The organism is Desulfosporosinus orientis DSM 765 (genome assembly GCF_000235605.1).
In the GTDB taxonomy this organism is placed as follows: Bacteria; Bacillota; Desulfitobacteriia; order Desulfitobacteriales; family Desulfitobacteriaceae; genus Desulfosporosinus; species Desulfosporosinus orientis.
Map to the genome: position 1 here is coordinate 5090438 of NC_016584.1, position 16857 is coordinate 5107294.

The 16857-nt window shown below is 39.0% G+C and carries 19 protein-coding genes; all 19 read right to left on the reverse strand.

Translation table 11 applies throughout. The features are described 5' to 3' along the window. Positions 1 to 323: 323 nt before the first annotated feature. Complete coding sequence (locus DESOR_RS23550; RefSeq protein ID WP_042331588.1) at positions 324 to 698, reverse strand: flagellar protein FlaG; 375 nt, start codon at positions 696 to 698, stop codon at positions 324 to 326. 27 nt (positions 699 to 725) lie between these two features. Then, on the reverse strand, positions 726 to 1055 hold the full coding sequence (locus DESOR_RS23555; RefSeq protein ID WP_014187104.1) for a hypothetical protein: 330 nt from the start codon (positions 1053 to 1055) through the stop codon (positions 726 to 728). Beyond that, positions 1055 to 1447, reverse strand: coding sequence for a flagellar export chaperone FliS (gene fliS / locus DESOR_RS23560; protein ID WP_014187105.1), 393 nt, complete (start codon positions 1445 to 1447; stop codon positions 1055 to 1057). Before fliS ends, DESOR_RS23555 begins: the two co-directional genes overlap by 1 nt. Positions 1448 to 1479: 32 nt before the next feature. After that, complete coding sequence (gene fliD / locus DESOR_RS23565; protein WP_014187106.1) at positions 1480 to 3123, reverse strand: flagellar filament capping protein FliD; 1644 nt, start codon at positions 3121 to 3123, stop codon at positions 1480 to 1482. Positions 3124 to 3150: 27 nt separating this feature from the next. Next, positions 3151 to 3543, reverse strand: coding sequence for a flagellar protein FlaG (locus DESOR_RS23570; RefSeq protein ID WP_014187107.1), 393 nt, complete (start codon positions 3541 to 3543; stop codon positions 3151 to 3153). 357 nt (positions 3544 to 3900) lie between these two features. Beyond that, the gene (locus DESOR_RS23575) at positions 3901 to 4848 is read right to left on the reverse strand and encodes a dTDP-glucose 4,6-dehydratase (protein ID WP_014187108.1); all 948 of its coding nucleotides are present in this window, start codon (positions 4846 to 4848) and stop codon (positions 3901 to 3903) included. Between the two features lie 2 nt (positions 4849 to 4850). Next, entirely contained in the window at positions 4851 to 6011 is a 1161-nt protein-coding gene (pseC, locus tag DESOR_RS23580; RefSeq protein WP_014187109.1) for a UDP-4-amino-4,6-dideoxy-N-acetyl-beta-L-altrosamine transaminase, read from the reverse strand. A gap of 18 nt (positions 6012 to 6029) precedes the next feature. Beyond that, positions 6030 to 7133, reverse strand: a complete 1104-nt coding sequence (pseG, locus tag DESOR_RS23585) for a UDP-2,4-diacetamido-2,4,6-trideoxy-beta-L-altropyranose hydrolase (RefSeq protein WP_014187110.1) — start codon at positions 7131 to 7133, stop codon at positions 6030 to 6032. Next, complete coding sequence (gene pseH / locus DESOR_RS23590; protein WP_014187111.1) at positions 7126 to 7656, reverse strand: UDP-4-amino-4,6-dideoxy-N-acetyl-beta-L-altrosamine N-acetyltransferase; 531 nt, start codon at positions 7654 to 7656, stop codon at positions 7126 to 7128. Before pseH ends, pseG begins: the two co-directional genes overlap by 8 nt. 23 nt (positions 7657 to 7679) lie before the next feature. After that, positions 7680 to 8729 (reverse strand): pseudaminic acid synthase, encoded by a 1050-nt coding sequence (gene pseI, locus DESOR_RS23595; protein WP_014187112.1) that lies wholly within the window; start codon positions 8727 to 8729, stop codon positions 7680 to 7682. A 16-nt stretch (positions 8730 to 8745) separates the two neighbouring features. Beyond that, positions 8746 to 9480 (reverse strand): cytidylyltransferase domain-containing protein, encoded by a 735-nt coding sequence (locus DESOR_RS23600; RefSeq protein ID WP_014187113.1) that lies wholly within the window; start codon positions 9478 to 9480, stop codon positions 8746 to 8748. A gap of 16 nt (positions 9481 to 9496) precedes the next feature. Further along, positions 9497 to 10090 (reverse strand): hypothetical protein, encoded by a 594-nt coding sequence (locus tag DESOR_RS23605; protein WP_014187114.1) that lies wholly within the window; start codon positions 10088 to 10090, stop codon positions 9497 to 9499. A gap of 15 nt (positions 10091 to 10105) precedes the next feature. Beyond that, positions 10106 to 11116, reverse strand: coding sequence for a polysaccharide biosynthesis protein (locus tag DESOR_RS23610; RefSeq protein ID WP_014187115.1), 1011 nt, complete (start codon positions 11114 to 11116; stop codon positions 10106 to 10108). Between the two features lie 14 nt (positions 11117 to 11130). Continuing rightward, positions 11131 to 13038, reverse strand: a complete 1908-nt coding sequence (locus tag DESOR_RS23615; protein WP_014187116.1) for a motility associated factor glycosyltransferase family protein — start codon at positions 13036 to 13038, stop codon at positions 11131 to 11133. A 166-nt stretch (positions 13039 to 13204) separates the two neighbouring features. Beyond that, positions 13205 to 14407, reverse strand: a complete 1203-nt coding sequence (locus tag DESOR_RS23620) for a flagellin N-terminal helical domain-containing protein (RefSeq protein WP_014187117.1) — start codon at positions 14405 to 14407, stop codon at positions 13205 to 13207. A gap of 203 nt (positions 14408 to 14610) precedes the next feature. After that, positions 14611 to 14844 carry a carbon storage regulator CsrA gene (csrA, locus tag DESOR_RS23625; protein WP_014187118.1) on the reverse strand — a complete coding sequence of 78 codons (234 nt, stop codon included), beginning with the start codon at positions 14842 to 14844 and terminating at the stop codon, positions 14611 to 14613. A 1-nt stretch (position 14845) separates the two neighbouring features. Further along, entirely contained in the window at positions 14846 to 15304 is a 459-nt protein-coding gene (gene fliW / locus DESOR_RS23630) for a flagellar assembly protein FliW (RefSeq protein ID WP_014187119.1), read from the reverse strand. 30 nt (positions 15305 to 15334) lie between these two features. Beyond that, on the reverse strand, positions 15335 to 15883 hold the full coding sequence (locus DESOR_RS23635) for a DUF6470 family protein (protein ID WP_014187120.1): 549 nt from the start codon (positions 15881 to 15883) through the stop codon (positions 15335 to 15337). 38 nt (positions 15884 to 15921) lie between these two features. Further along, complete coding sequence (flgL, locus tag DESOR_RS23640) at positions 15922 to 16845, reverse strand: flagellar hook-associated protein FlgL (protein WP_014187121.1); 924 nt, start codon at positions 16843 to 16845, stop codon at positions 15922 to 15924. Between the last annotated feature and the right edge of the window lie 12 nt (positions 16846 to 16857).

The following is a 16857-nucleotide window of genomic DNA, read 5'->3' on the forward strand; positions in this document are numbered from 1 at the left end:
GCCCCAATTTACACATGTCTTTCCGTTTTACAATATACCAAATAACATCCTCTAAAAATAGTAATTACGTCATAAGTTCATAGGACCTTTGGGTAAATCTGACAAAAAGATCCTTTTAGAGCAAAATTCGAGTTATATGAGTTATAAAATTTTATTATATCTTGAGATAAATAAAGTTAACTGTGAACTATCCAGATACCTTTTGATATTTAAAATGAACCTCTCAATAAAAGACTCTAAATTGTTATTATTAAAAAACAAAAAAGCAAGAAGCAATTTACTTGCATCCTGCTTTTTAAACAAAGATTATCTTAATATTCATCTCAAACTAATTCATCAAACAATAATCCGGCCGCTTGAGTAAATGAACCTAAAATATCTAAAACCTTTGTCGGAGAAACTTCACTCAGTACTTCTCCGCTTGGCTGATCGATTATCCTTACAGTAAAGGAGTCAGAATGGTCATGAATATCAAACTCTAATTGCTTATTAATAATTCCCATTAGTCGATTAAGCTTTTCCGTTGCTTTTTCAACTTCTTCACGGGGAATCTCTTCACGAGCTGAGGGAATTTCCCCTTTGCGATCTATGACTTTACGCGGGGTCTCCAAGGAACGGTCCAGCTTTTGTCCCGGAAAAGCATCCATTGGAACCAGGGTCGTTTGAGTATTTGGCTGAACGGGATTAATTGCTATCATCATAAATCCCCCCTATAATGCCCATTATCATTTCCGATTCATCCTGCTGACAGCCGCTGTGTTTACAGCACTGTAGGCCTTCGAGACTTGATGCTGCCGCCTGCTGTTGCCCATCCTAATCCGCATGGCCTGAAGAACCGCTTGGTTTACTTCTTCTATTTCCTTAAGCAGGCACCGTCCTTCTGCCGACTGTCTAAAACCATTATCAGGAGCCTGCTCAATAAGTGACTGCAAGCCCTCCCTTTGATTCATCAGATCATAGAAGAGTATCATATCCTGCTTAATTAAGAATTTATGCATCTCTTTTGTCAAAAAGTGATAATCCTGCCATAAAGCCTGAACTGACTTACCTGCCATTATTCGCCTGCCACAGGGGCCAGTCTTGTCTGTTTCATTGCCCCTGCCCACGCATCTCTGAGCTCTTGCAGGACTTCCTTAGCTTGCTTCAGCAGATTGACATCTTGGTTAAGATTTCCCTGAATAAGACAGTGCTCAACATATTCGTAAAGTTGCGCCCAAGTTATGGATATTTCATATTTCATATCTAAGGTCAGAACAAATTCACTCACTATAGCTTGAACACGAAGATTGGCATTATGGGATTTCTGCTTATCTCCCTGCTCCATAGCCAAAATGCTTTCATTTAAGAATTTTAAGGCTCCATTATAGAGCAATAAAGTCAATTGCTGCGGCGAAGAGGTCATAATCTGCTGTTTTTTATATACATCTGCCATTTGTGAATTGACCATCTAGAATCCCCTCCCAATTACTTCGTTTACCTTTAGCTGGAACTTAATTGCGATGTCAGCCAGCTGCTCTGATTATTTAATTGTGCCAGAGCTTCTTCCATGGCATTAAACTTTGCATAATAAGCAGCCTCCATTACATCATATCGGTCATAGGCAATATCAAGCTCGTCATTTTTTGCAGCAATTCTTTTAGCAAAATCACTTTGTGTATCATAGGAAGTACTAGCGGTTGTACCAGCTATCCGTTGTAATTGATCCATACTGGTTTTAATCGTATCATACAAACGACCGGCAATCCCCTGGGCTCTGGTGTCAGTTGTTTTCTTGCCATTAACTGTCGTCGTCCCGGTAGCTCCAAACAGCTGCTTCAGCACATCGGGATTGTTGTTCAAGGCAGCTTTTAGATCATCTGTATTTAAATACAGCTTGCCTTCCTCTGTATAATCTCCGGTTGTTATACCGATGGAAGCAGCACTATTGTAAGTAACCATTTTTCCGGTCTTAGAATCATAAGTCTGAGATATGCCGGAAACTGAGCCGATAAATAAATTCCGCATGCTGTTGATCAGGCTGGTAACAGTACTATCGTTGTGGAGCATTCCGCTCTTGGCCTTTTTTTCCCAAGCCTCGATATCGCTGTCCTGCATCGCGGATTTCTGATCATCCGTAAGAGGAGGGTAATCCGTATAGCGTTCCTCATCCACCATGTCATTGAGCTCACTCAGAATATCATTATAGGAGTCAACTAAGGACTGGATAGTGGACACTGCCTTATCAACATCAAAGGACACACTGACATTCGTTGTATTCCCTGATCCCCAAGTAGGGGTACCACCAGAATCTACTGAGGCCCCTGATGATACACCTATTAGATTATAGGTTACGCCGGCGATAGTAAAGGTATTGCTGTCTTGTGTTAATTGCACGCCGTCAAGCTGAATCACAGCATCCTTACCTGATTCACTGGTAAAGGTTGTGGTAATGTTCGTACCGTCATCATTGGTGGTACCAGCACTTGAATATAGGTGTAACCCTTCAACAAAAAGTCCTCCGTCATCTCTGCCTGTAGTGCTGTCACTAGTTGTAGTTATATTAATCCCCGTAGAAGATCCTAAGTCAGTCGTTGATAGAAAGAATCTGTCTAGAGTACTGTCATAGCTGGCCTTTACTTTGATGCCCGCATTATTGATAGCACTAACAACATCATTAATACTATCCGTAGGGTTAACTGTTATCGACTTGCTCGTTGTTCCATTGGCTATGTTAAGCGTAAATGAATTCTGAACCCCCATTTGCGTTGCCAAAGTGGTTTTATCACCACTACTGATAGTTGCGGAACTTAATAGGTTTACCCCGCTGGCCACCTGGGCAACCACCAAAGAGTGATTAACATCCACAGCATCAGCATTTGCAGTAGCTGTGACCACCGATGTATTGCTGGACGATACACTGTGGGGACTTAAAGTCGATTCCAGCTTATAATTAAACAATGAATCACGGAATTTACTGATATCATCATAAACTTTATTGTAAGCCGTTTTTTGCCATTCCAGCACTGTTCTCTGTTGGATTAATGTATCCTCTTTGGTTTTCTGTCCAGTCATTAGACTCTTAACAAGTGCATCAACATCCATCCCCGAACCGGACAGTCCATAAATTCCTCCTGCCGATGACATTTTCAAAACCTCCTATCGAAACCAACACTAAATTTTTTTATCCAGTAAAATTCCAACATAATCCCGAATCGCCGCAACTGTATCGAGAAATTCCTCGGAAGGAAACTCTTTAAGAACTGTATTATTTGCTAGATCAATAACTTGCACCATCAGTTGGTTTGATTTTTCATGGACCTTGAAGCGAATATTGGTATTGATTGCTTGCACAAACTTATTCATCGCTTCTGTCATTTGGCTTACGTCTTCCAAAGCAGGTTTTTTCTTTTTTTCTTCATCTGTCAAAGCAGAAACTGTTTTATCTGCAGCATCACCCATATTTTCAGCCTGAACATTCGCAGCGGGCTGCGAACGAAAGGTTGTCTGAGAAACATAAGCTGAACCACCAACATCCAGGGTATTTTTTATTGCTCCAATATCCAAATCAAACACCTCTGATTTCAAAGTATCTACTTTTTCTATCGTAAGAGGTGTTCTAAATCTTTAGTAAAAATAATGAAAAAGAATGCCTTTCAATTAAACCTAATATGAACCATGCTTTGCTTAGATTTTACAATGAGCATCCTCTTTGGTACCGGAATCTAACTATTTTTCCGCCCCAATATCCAAATCTTTAGGCAATCCCAACAAAGGTGATAGCCTGCTCCTCAGTTTGACCCAAATTCGGAATCGATTCCGAATTTGGGTCAAGCCCGGCTGGGTTTGAGGTTAACTATTTGGTTTACGTTACATCGTTTTTAACTCCATGTGCACGGCTTTTGAAGCCAAAGCTGTTAGTTTTTAAATTAATCTTAAATTTTCTTTTATCCATTCCGTAGTTTTAGTTATCCCTTCCTTAAGACTGTACTGTGCTTGCCAATTTAATAACTTGTTAGCTTTATCATTATTACATAATAATTTCATAATTTCACTTTGCGGATGAATATGCTCTAAATATTTAATTCTTTTCTTATCCTGGGCAATCATTACTGCTAAATCATTAATTGAAATATCTCTTCCCAAACCAGCATTAACGATTTCCCCGTTAACAGCCTCACTATACCCGCATTGTGCTACAAAGGAAGCACAATCTTCGACATATAGAAAATCCCTGGTTTGCTGGCCTGTTCCATAAATACCTAAGTCCTCACCTGCTAAACCTTTCTTGATAAAGATTGCAATGACCCCGCCCTCTCCTCCGGTCTTTTGGAAAGGTCCGTAAGTATTAAACGGCCGAACTACTACTGCAGGCAAGCCATAGGCATACCAATAGGACAACACCATATTTTCTCCGGCAATCTTGCTGCCCGCATAAGGCGAGGCCGGCTTTACAGGATGCTTTTCTGTAATTCCTGTGTCATCGTGAGCTCGGTCATAGACCATGCAAGTGCTCATAAAAACGATTTTAGTCCTATGCATTTTGCATTGTTCTAAAACATTAAATGTGCCAATTACGTCATTATCAAAGGTGGTACGGGGAGCATCAATACTGTCTTGCACATTGATACTTGCCGCCAGGTGATAGCAGATATCGAAGTGGTTTGAGAAAAGAGCATCAAGTATTTTAATATCTTTAATATCGCCATGCAAAAATTCTATTAACTTTGGATGATCTATAAACTCTTCAAGATTCTCTTGCCGACCGTTGGACAAATCATCTAAAGCCCATACATCATGCCCGTCTTCTAATAATCGTTTCACCAACCAACGGCCAATAAATCCGGCTCCGCCCGTTACTAGCATTTTCATAGTTACTTTCCATTCCTTTTTAAAATAGTTTTGAAGCTTTCTATAACATCTTCCACGTCTTGGTTGGTCATCTTGGGGAATATTGGCAAACTTAAACACGTTTCATAATACTGCTCGCTGTTTGGACATTTCACAGCCTGATAGCCGTTTTTCTGGTAATAGGGATGCTTATATACGGGTATATAGTGAACATTTACCCCAATATTCTCCTGCTGGAGATATTCAAAAAAACCCCTGCGACTGCATTTGAGATTGTCTAATTTTAAGCGAACGACATATAAATGCCAACTTGAATCACAGTCGTCTTGCTGCAAGGGGGTTATTAAATTCGGTTGCTCCTTGAAGGCTTGAGAATATAGGCGGGCTATTTCACGCCGCCTTTTTAGAAATCTGTCTGCCTTCTTGAGCTGACTAAGTCCCAAAGCAGCTTGAATATCCGTTATTCTATAATTATAGCCAAGCTCCAACTGTTCATAATACCATGAACCTTGATATTCTTCTTGCATGAGATCTCTATTTCTGGTAATACCATGACTTCTAAATAAGAGAAGTTTCTCATACAGTTGTTCACTGTTAGTAGTGATCATACCGCCTTCACCAGTGGTAATATGCTTCACCGGATGAAAACTAAAGGTCGTCAAATCCGATAGACTCCCGATTCTCTTACCTTTATAGTTTGCTCCCACTGCATGGGCAGCATCTTCAATAACAATTAGATTATCCTCCTTAGCAATTCTGCTAATTTCATCCATTTCGCAGGGCTGGCCTGCAAAATGAACCGGGATAATAGCTTTTGTTTTCGATGTAATCCTTTTACGAATTTCAGAAGGAGAAATATTATATGTATCGAGGTCGATATCAGCAAATACAGGTTGTCCGCCACAATACAACACACTATTGGCTGAGGCTGCAAATGTGATGGGAGTTGTAATAACCTCATCGCCCTCTTTTATTCCTGCCGCGAAACATGCGGCATGGAGGGCGGCAGTACCGTTAGCTATTGCTACAGCATAGTTAGCCCCAACATAGTTGGCAAACTCTTTTTCGAATTCTAAAATCTTTGGCCCTGTTGTTAAGTAATCCGACTTTAGAACTTGGATTACAGCCTTAATGTCATCCTCATCGAGCCACTGTTTACCATACGGTAAAAATGTTTCTCTCACAATCAGTTCACCTTTGCTTCAATAATCATTATCAAGACTCTGGATTATACTGCCTACAATCCGTTCTGTCCCTTTACCATCAACTAACCTTTGCCCTCTAGAACTCATTTCTCTACGTAATTGAAAATCATATCTAAGCTCATCCAGTTTATGAAGAACCAGATCCTTCTTCAACTGATTATACCAACCTAAATTCATGACGTATCCTAGTTCATCCATTTTACAAACGATGCCCTCCTGATTATCGGCAAGTATGACGGCCAGAGCAGGGGTACCGCAAGCAGCCAGTTCATATAATGTACTCCCGCCAGCCGAAATTGCTAAATCGGAGCGAAGCATAATTGAGGATATGTTAGAATAAGTGATATTCGAAAATTGATAGGGCAAATCCGTATTCGCATAAAGAAAAACATTATTATACTTGTTACTCAAATCATCGAGAGATTCACAATTCGCAAAACTGCTTCCTACCAGGACATTAAACCGAATATCTCTAAATTCCTCTTCCATTAATAAGTTTACAAGCAAGCTGCCTGTGAGATTGAAGGGATCAGCACCACCCGTTGTGATCATGATTTCATCCACTTTGCTCCTTACGAATCTGCAGGGCAGATTTCCAAATTCATTTCGGATCATATTATACTGTGGCCCTAACAGTAGAATTTGCCCATGATCGTACTTTTCGTATCCCAAATATTCCCCTGTAATGTTACCATTCACTACTATATCTACGGGATAAATAAACTTATTGATGTCATCTATATAAACTGTTCGACCAACATATGGTTTAAGAGTTAGAAAATAATCTTTATTGATATTGTAAGTGTCCATAATCAAAACATCGATCTGATATTTCTCTAATAAGGGAATCATTTCCCGAGCCTCATCGGCAAGTTGGTCAGGACTGCCATAATCATAGCCTTCCGTCTCTTGTTCATAAGAGGTTAATCTTACAACCTCAAAGTTCTCAGACTCGATTATTTTGATGCCTTTATCGAGTTTGCTAAAGAAATGAACTTTATGTCCATGACGCCGAAAGGCTTGGGCTAAAGACAAGCAGCGCATAATGTGACCCTGACCCACGTTTTTTCCGCCATCAGCACGTATACAAACCTTAATCATGTCCAACCCATTCTTCCTTTAGCAGCCCCATAACCAAGACATCTTTAAACCCTGAATTTTTATAAATTTCTTGGTGCAAAGTACCTTCTTCCTTAAATCCTAACCTTTTGTATAAATTTATGGCAATGTTGTTATCCGTAAACACATGAAGTTTTATCTTATGTAAATTCAAATCATAAAAGGCATACTTCAAAAGAGTGTAACTTGCTTCTAGAGCAAATCCTTTTTTTTGCTCTTGAGCTTCACCAATTAAAATACCATATTCCGCCTTCTGGTTCTTATGATCGATAGAACTTAAACCAATAGTTCCTATCTTTTTGCCATCTTCTTTTTTACAAATAACATATTCAATCCTGGTATCATCACGAGAATACTTATCAAACCATTGCCTATGCTCTGTAATAGTCACACCTTTATAGCTAAATAAACTATTAATAATATCCTTTTGATTTCTCCATTTAACAATATCGTTCTCATCTTGTTCATTTAATAACCTTAGCAAAAGTCTTTTTGTTTCGAGCATTTGCTTCGCTACCTCACAAAGAATTATTCTACCAAACCCCAGCGTAGTGGTGTTCCGAGCTCAATATTATCTGCAGCCTTTTTCCCTTCAATATCTTCGTAATACTTGGGTTCCAGGCCGTGCCCTGGGCGAATAACCCGTATGTTTTCTTCACTAAAAGTCTCACCTTTGACCATGTCTCTTACTACAAAGATTGACTTTCTAAATTGTTTACTTTCAGCTTCCTTTTCCGATAATTGGTAACACACATTTCCCATCGCTTTTTCTGCGATTCTGATATCCTTAACCATCGCTTTAAATTCATGCGGCTCCATGGAAAAGGAAGCATCCGGATTTTCTATGGTTCGACTTAGACAAAAATGCTTCTCAATAACATTCGCTCCCAAGGCAACTGCTGTTACTGCACCTATCGAGCCTAACGAATGATCTGAAAGGCCTGCCGGGACACCAAATGTTTCCTTCAAATGTTGTATGGTTTTAAGGTTCATATCCTCGGTAACAGCAGGATAAGCGCTGGAACACTTTAACAAACAGAGATTCTCATTCTCCTGAGACTTTACCGCATTAACTGCTTCCTCTATTTCTCCCAACGAGCCCATACCGGTGGACATAATGATCGGCTTACCTTTTGAAGCAACATATTTTATTAACGGAATATCAACTAATTCGAAAGAAGCAATTTTATAAAAATTAACGTTTAAGCTTTCTAAGAAGTCGACGGCAGTTTTGTCAAAGGGAGTAGACAGGAAGTCAATTCCTACTTTGTCTGCTTCCTCTTTTAGCTGGCCCTGCCATTCCCATGGAGTATAAGCTTTTTGATATAACTCATAAAGGTTTTCTCCCTGCCAAGTCCCTTTTTTTATTTGAAAGTATTTGTTGCTGCAATTAATCGTCAGAGTATCTGGGGTATAGGTTTGCAGTTTTATACAATCTGCTCCACTTTCTTTAGCTGCTTGAATAATCTCAATGGCTCTCTTTATATCTCCGGCGTGATTTGCAGACATTTCCGCAATAAAATAGCATGGATAATCATTGCCAATGTTTCGGTTTTTAAAGCTAATTACGCTTTTCATAAATTCCTCACGTTTATCAAAGTTTTTTCTGTTCAATATGAGCATTAATTTTAATTAGATCCGGATATTCTTTAAATAAGCTAACAATATCCTTCAAGTAAAAGTCATGTTGGCCCCTATATAAATGACGGTATATCTCTTTGATAAGGATAAAATCTTCTTCCGTATCTAACGTCAAGCGAAACATAGAATAGTCAACCGAATTTCTATAGTAATAGATCCTTGAGCTATTTTCATATATATACGGGGTCACATGTTCATGTTGATAGTCCTTGTCAGCTTGTTGATAGGCTCTTTCCAAGGACTGAAAAGAAAAAACCTCCGTATCCAATCCACGGGGAAATGTTCGTTTACTCAAATCACTGCCGGCATTTGTTACAATATCATACATATTATCCTGCTTAAAATACCTGATAATCTCGTCCGTAACAAACGGATCAATCAGAGGACAATCTGAAGTAATCCTCACCACTATATCGACATTATTCTCCTTTGCCGCCCCATAATAGCGAGCTAAAACATCATTTTCACTGCCTCTAAAATAATTCGCTCCGCACTTCAGAGCCTCATCTGCCACGACATCATCCTGAGCAAGTGTTGTGGTAGCGATAATTATTTCGTCAATATTTTTAGCTTGCTGCACTCGTTCAATAACATGCTGTAAAACTGTTTTCCCCATTAGGTCCTTTAGAATTTTTCCAGGCAACCTGGTGGACCCCATCCTAGCTTGGATAATGGCTGCTGTTTTCACTCATCTTCACCCTCATTTAGTGCACTTTTCCACTGCTGGTATGAGCATCAATCTCCCAGCTTAACGACTTAAAGGAAGGGATGATTTCGTAGAGAAGAACATCACTAATCCTCACCCGATCCTGACTTTCCAATGCGTCTTGCAGCATGACAATCCGTTTTAGCAAATTCTGTCTTATGGTTGGAAGTTGATTATTTGCAAACTCATCTTGATGTTTATTAATCACATCTAAAGTATCAATAACATACTGCAGTCCCTCTAACAGCTGTTCAAATCTTTCCCAAGTCGCAGAACTGACTTCCTGATAAAATTCATCAACAAGTTTATCTATTTCCGGGATAACTCGATCTGAATATTCTTTAACTGATATAAACGTATCCTTTAAAAGTTCTTGTAAAGTCTTTACTTTTACAACAATGGTCTTGATCTCCTTAATATTCTCGACAATATATTGGTCAAAATCCTGATTCAATTCTAACCCGTCTACCTCCAAACAGCGAAAATTCTGATTGGATTCGGCAAGTAAATCATTGACCAGGTTGAATACTTCTTCTACCGCCGAAATATCATTTTCACACTCGTAAACTTTATCAAGTACTTCAATACGCATACTTAATGACTCCTTTTAAATAAGCTCACTCTCTTTAAGCATTGCTAACAATTCATGGCGACCGGCCACTGGACCTCTGTCAGAACTATAACTACTATGATTTGCTTCAACAGCGTTGGGGTAGGATAAGTTCCTTTTTAAAAACACATTAGGAATAACAAACATATCCGGCAACTCGAAAGCATTTTTCGCTTCTTCCATAGTCATAAGTTCCTCATACATCTTCTCACCCGGACGCAAGCCAATTTCCGCAATCTCGACACTGTTTGGATTGATGTTAATTTTCTTGGCAGTTTCTTCAATAACCACTTCAGCTAACTCTTTTAAAGAAATAACCGGCATTTTTAAAACAAAAATTTCCCCGCCCTGAGCAGTTTTCATAGCTTTTATTGTCAACTCAGTGGCCTGATTTAAGGTCATCATAAAGCGGCTCATCGTTTTATCAGTAACCGTTATTCTACGGTTTTCAACAATCTGGGATTTAAACAGTGGAATCACGGAACCACGCGATCCCATAACATTGCCAAAGCGCACAGCAGCAAATATTGTTGCATGACCACCGCTATTATACTGTGCAGACGCAATTAATCTTTCTGCCATTAATTTGGATGCCCCATAGGCATTTGTAGGAGCAATAGCTTTATCTGTACTGGTGAAAATCACCCTTTTTACGCCAGCATTACGTGCAGCGGTTATGACATTCTCAGTCCCTATAACATTGGTTTTTACAGCTTCGTATGGATTATACTCACAAGAAGGGACGTGTTTCATCGCTGCTAAATGAAACACATAATCGATATCCTCCATAGCTCTTGCAACACGATCACCATCCCGAATATCCCCAATAAGGTAGCGAATGTTAGGGTAGCGGATCATTTTCTCTCTCAGCTCAAATTGCTTATGTTCATCCCTGCTCAATATCCGAACAACCTCAGGACCTTCTCTTAATATATAGCTTAATAAGCTTTGCCCAATTGTCCCGGTGCCTCCAATAATTAATACCTTTTTACCTTTAAAAAAGCTCATACCTACCCACCTGCTTATTCCACTTTTTCTGCTATAAAGTAGCCTAATTGTTTTTTCTTTGTCTCTAGAATTATTTTTGCTTGGTTATATTCGCGCATAATTAAATCTGTGCTTTTTATAATCATATACATCAAATTCTTTTGTAACAAGTGATTACGTCTAACACTTTCCATTGTTAAGGTATTACCAATCTTTTTCACTTGGATGATCGTGTGCATGATGATTGGTGAATAATAGGCTTCAATTGAGTCAGCCTTAATTATATCTCCAATTATTTGATCACCACGCTGCATTTTTAATACCATACTTTCTAATTGTTTATCGCTTACGTTTTGACCTATAATACTCTCAGTTTTTATCAACATATTAAGATGTGCTTTCGCAGATTTTTTAATTTTTTTCAAAACACTTAAGTCATTATTCATAATTTTAATTACTTCATTATACTTTTTTAATTTATCCTCATAACTTATCTTACGTTCCTGCAGATATTCCACTAAACGTTTTTCAATTGGAGTATTGCAGTACTCTCTAATAGATTCCTGCAAAGTCATAAGGGTAGTACCTTTAATATAAGCACCACCCTCAGTGGCATCGATAACCTTTAAATTATTATCCAATAGTAATTGTAATTCATACCATTCTTTAAATAGTTTGTATACAATAGAAGACTTAAGCAAATTACCCTCATGGTCTTCCACATAAATATCATTTGAGTCACGGTCATTGTTCTCTCCTTCATACACGGTATGAGTAAGCTCGCTATGTTTTTTGCCGCTAGTATAAGCCAAATCCTGCCCTATTAGAATAATCGGATTGCAACCAGCTTGTCTTGCTGTGGCAAAAGCCACAGTAGCACATGAATGTCCCTGGTTAACAAAACTCAAATTTTCGAAAACGGACATCCAAATTTGTTCAAACCCTTTATCATTACGTGACATAATAATTTTCTCCCCGTTAAATTCTTCATAAATGGCTGGCCATATTGAACCCGGCGCCAAAAGTACCAAATCTTCGGGAAATTTTCTGTCCTTATAATAAAAAGTATACGTTGGTTCAACCCTTTCAATACTGGCTATAGCATCAGGCTGTACTCCATGCTTTTCACAGGCCCTCATACTAGCATCACAGGCAATTATTAAAGCTTTACCATTAGCCTTTTTTAAATATTGAATATTATTATCTAACGAGGGCCCGGCAGCCACAATAATCGCAGGCATATTTTTATACTTACCTTTTATCTCATCTATAGAATGACCTTTCATAATAGTCTCAGTATTATAGCACATATTTGAAAAGCCAAAAAAATGATCCTCCAAATCATTACCTGCAGCTAATACAGTATTTAAGAGACATTTAGAAATATTATGAAGAGCACTTTTGTTTTGAGCAGAATAAATATAATAATTTGGTAATACCAACACTAGAATATTATGAACTAAATTATGCAAACCAAGCCCTGCCAAAGACAACGCAATTTTCCCGACTTGCTTTTCATCCCCAAATACTAGTATAAACTGCCCACTTTCAAATATTTGAGAAAGATCGACGTGGTTTAAAGTATACTTCAAAACATCCATATTATGCTCTATGATTATTACCCTTGTACCAGGGGAAATTCTTTTTTTGAGCTCAAATAAATGATATCCCAACCCAATACCGAACAGTAAAATTAGATAATCTCTTTTTTCCTCAATATCCTTAACAATCCGTTTTGCTTCTGCAGATGGATCGTATTGACTATGTAATAAAAAATTGTTTCCATCTAATCTTATACTCACAATGCTGTTTCCATCAGCGCTAATTTCTGTAAAAATACCCTCACTTAACTCATTGAAATCTAAATCCAGAAGTTCTTTTGCAATAAAAATATTATTTCGAATGATTGATGTGATATTTTGTTCTAAAATCTGATTAGTCATTACTTTACTCCCCATAATTTACTTTTCAAAAGCTTTCGTATACTAATTCAAGGAGATTAGCATATGAAATATCTTGAAATATTATTTTACCAATTGTATAAAATGGCTGACCTTTAAGATCAGCCATTTTATATGAGAATTACGAAAATCATTTAATACTATCGAATTAACGTAGTAATTGAAGAACACCTTGTGGTTGTTGATTAGCTTGAGCTAACATAGCTTGAGCCGCTTGGTTAAGAATGTTGTTTTTCTGGAAGGTGGTCATCTCCTTAGCCATATCAACATCACGAATGCGGGATTCTGCCGCAGTTACATTCTCTGAAGAAGTTCCAAGGTTATTAATGGTGTGTTCAAGTCTGTTTTGTAATGCTCCCAATTTTGAACGTTCGGTTGAAACTTTTTCAATAGCATTATTAACCAAGGAAATAGCACCATCAGCATTCTTCTGAGTGCTGAGATCTAACGCATTACCTAAAGCATCTCTAACACCAATCGAGAGGGAATCCATTGCGCTAATACCAATTCTCAATACTTGTCCAGCGTTCGCCCCAATTTGTGCAACTGCTGATTTGTTGCCATTGTCGGCTATAGCACCGTTTCGAATAGAAATGGTTATGGCATCCCCAGCCTTCACACTTGTAGCATTACTTATAACAATGCTTATTGTTAATGCTGCTGCAGCTGTTGTATAGTCAGTAGTTATTAATTTAATCGTATTGCCAGAAATTTTAATGTTGCTTGCAGTTATATTACCGAGAACAGAACTGAAAGATATTACACCCGAAGATAGTGCAGTAGAAATACTAGCTCCACTTATGACATTAATGTGAATAACATCAGTTTTACCAGCCATAGATACATTTGCGATATTGCTTAATTTAACAGATCCATTAGCAAAAGTAGAGTCGTAGGTACCTCGGCCAATGATTTCATCTGTTGCACCTTGCAGATCACCGTTCAGAAGCTTCTTGGTGTTAAATTCAGTCGTACCGGCAATCCGATCAATCTCGTTGGTTAACTGTTTCATTTCATCCTGTAATGCTTGTCTATCAGTTTCTGTATTGGTATCAGTGGAAGCTTGAACAGCCAACTCTCTCATCCGTTGCAGAATGCTGTGAGTTTCATTCAGTCCGCCTTCAGCAGTTTGAATCATGGAAATAGAGTCTTGAGCATTACGGGAAGCTTGGTCTAATCCGCGGATTTGACCGCGCATTTTTTCAGAGATTGCTAAACCAGCAGCATCGTCACCAGCGCGATTAATGCGAAGACCAGAAGACAGCTTTTCCAAAGAGCTAGAGGTGTTCTTCTCATTGACACCCATTTGACGCAGGGTATTCAATGAAGACATGTTGTGGTTAATAATCATTATTTATTCCTCCTTGATTTTAACATCAGGCATCCATGCCCGACTTTTTGATATTTCCAGCTCAACTCTTCCCCCGGCCGGTTTGGAAGAAATTCAGCTGTTTTATCTATACACTGTCTTTATCGAAATCTAGGATAAAAAACTTAAGGGTTTTTATCTAAAAGTTTATAAAAAAATAAGTAAGGTGTTCTCTCTGACACACCTTACTTGTTGATCCTTAAATCCTTCAGCATATTTAACTCAACTAAATCATTAGGAACGGCAGCTTGCTTATTTTCTGCCGCAATGGCATCAAAAATCTCGCCGCGATAAATTTTGATCTCTTTGGGGGCATCTATTGTCATTCGAATGTTATCCCCTTTGATACTTACCACAGTGACCACGATGTCATCTCCGATGACGATTCTCTCGCCCACTTTGCGAGTAAGTGCCAACATATTATTTTCCCCCTTTGCCTGCTGCTTCCGGCAAGCCGTCAGGAAATAGTTTGCGGCTGATCGAATACTCCGGCTTGTTTAGAATCACCTGCTGACCTTGACGATTAATCGTATTAATCACTAAAGGTGCCAACATATTCACTGTCATATCCACTACTTTCTCTTTCACCGTAGCAATCAAAAACACCTGGGGCGGATTTTCCGGAGAGAGGCTCATCTCCTGAGCAATCTCATCTTCCAAATTAAACTCATAGTCCTGAAAAAAAGCAAAAGGCTCCACTAACAAAAATGTTAAATTAGCCTCAGTCATCGACTGGAGAAATGAAAAAGGGCTATCCTCTTCCTGCTGTATATGAGCGAAACCCTTCTCATCCGGAAACCCAGGGATCCCGTGGGGAAAACTTATAATTTGCTCTTCGGCAACTTCCAGTTCGCCAAATCTCGTTGACTGTAATTTCATGATTTTACCTCCATGAGGATTCATACATTCTCAAACCTCAACATCCACAACAGAAATCTTAATACTCGGATATTGAGTAACCTTAATATTTAAACTTGCGGGCTGATAATCACTCTCAATTTTTCCCGGTTGAACAGTGTAGTTTAAAGTACCGGCGATGGGATTAAATTGAACAGGATTAGCCTGATAGGAAATTTCAGGCGAAGCAATATGCGCCCAAGTGATATCCGGAATTTCGGAAATCATTGAATTGGCAGCTATATCTGCCAACGCACTAGTCTTATTTTCAATTGCTGCCAGCTGATCGCCTTCTTGGGCAATTCGAGCAATGGCGTCCATGACAGATTGCCACCCAAAGGCGGCATTATCCCTGGAAAAGTCTGAGTTATTCTTCAGCCCTATAGAGTAACGACAAGGAGTCTGGTCGATTGTCAGTACTCCCTGAGGTTGATGAGTCTCTACCACCGCCGGTGTTGTTTCCATTTGTACCACAGGGCGGGTGGTACGCTGATTCAGTTGAGCGTTCCGGGAATTATAACTCAGAAGAGTTGGTTGAGTAGTTATATCAAGACGGAGCATGGACGGTTACTCCCTTCCTTATCTCCAATAGCAATTAATTATAGAAAGTCTGCCAAAGACATAGGCAGAATTTTAGCCCCAATTTGCAATGACATCTTATAGACGTTCTCAGCATTCTTGTAGTCCATAATAGCCTTGGCCACATCCACTTCTTCATTATTGGCCAGGTCGCCTGTAATGATTGTATTGCTGTCTTCCAGTATAGTTTGAGCCATATCATAGCTGGCCATACGGGTTCCCAGCCTGGTATGGGCCTGAAGAATCGAATCGGTGTCGGCCTCCAGATTAGCTAATCCTGTGGTGGATAACCACTCCTGAGCTTCTGTGGAGCCATCTAACAGCTTGTCCTTAATCTGAAAAAGATCTGTTATTACTTTCATATTCGGACCGAAAACATCCTCTCCGGTGAGATTTACACTGTCCTGAGCAGGATCTGCTTCCCCTGGATGGATCGGCATAGAGATCTTTTGATTATCACCGTTATAGGTTATGACATCCTTGTTCGTAATAGGGTCTACACTCCGAGTAAAGGGTTCAGTTTTGTCGTTCTGACCGGCAAAAATATAACGGTTCCCTAATTTTGTGTTACCAATGGTAATAATATGATTGATCATATCATCAACTGCAGCGCCTATTGTCTGCACCGCTTCTTGAGGATTGGTGCCGGTGCTCCCTTGAATCACTTTTTCTTTGATGGTAATCATAATCTCGTCTAAATCCTGCATATTAGATTCAGTAGTTTTCATCCAGCTCTGGGCGTCTGAAATATTTTGGGTGTATTGCTCATTTAAAGAGAGATTGGTTCTAAAGCGCAAACTCCTGACTACCTTAACCGGGTCATCCGAAGGTTTATGCAGGGCCTTGCCGTCTGCCAATTGTGACTGAACATTATATTCTTTTTCCAAAGTTTTATTTAGACTGCTCAGATAATTATAGTTCATGGTATTATATGTGATTCGCATGCAATGTACCTC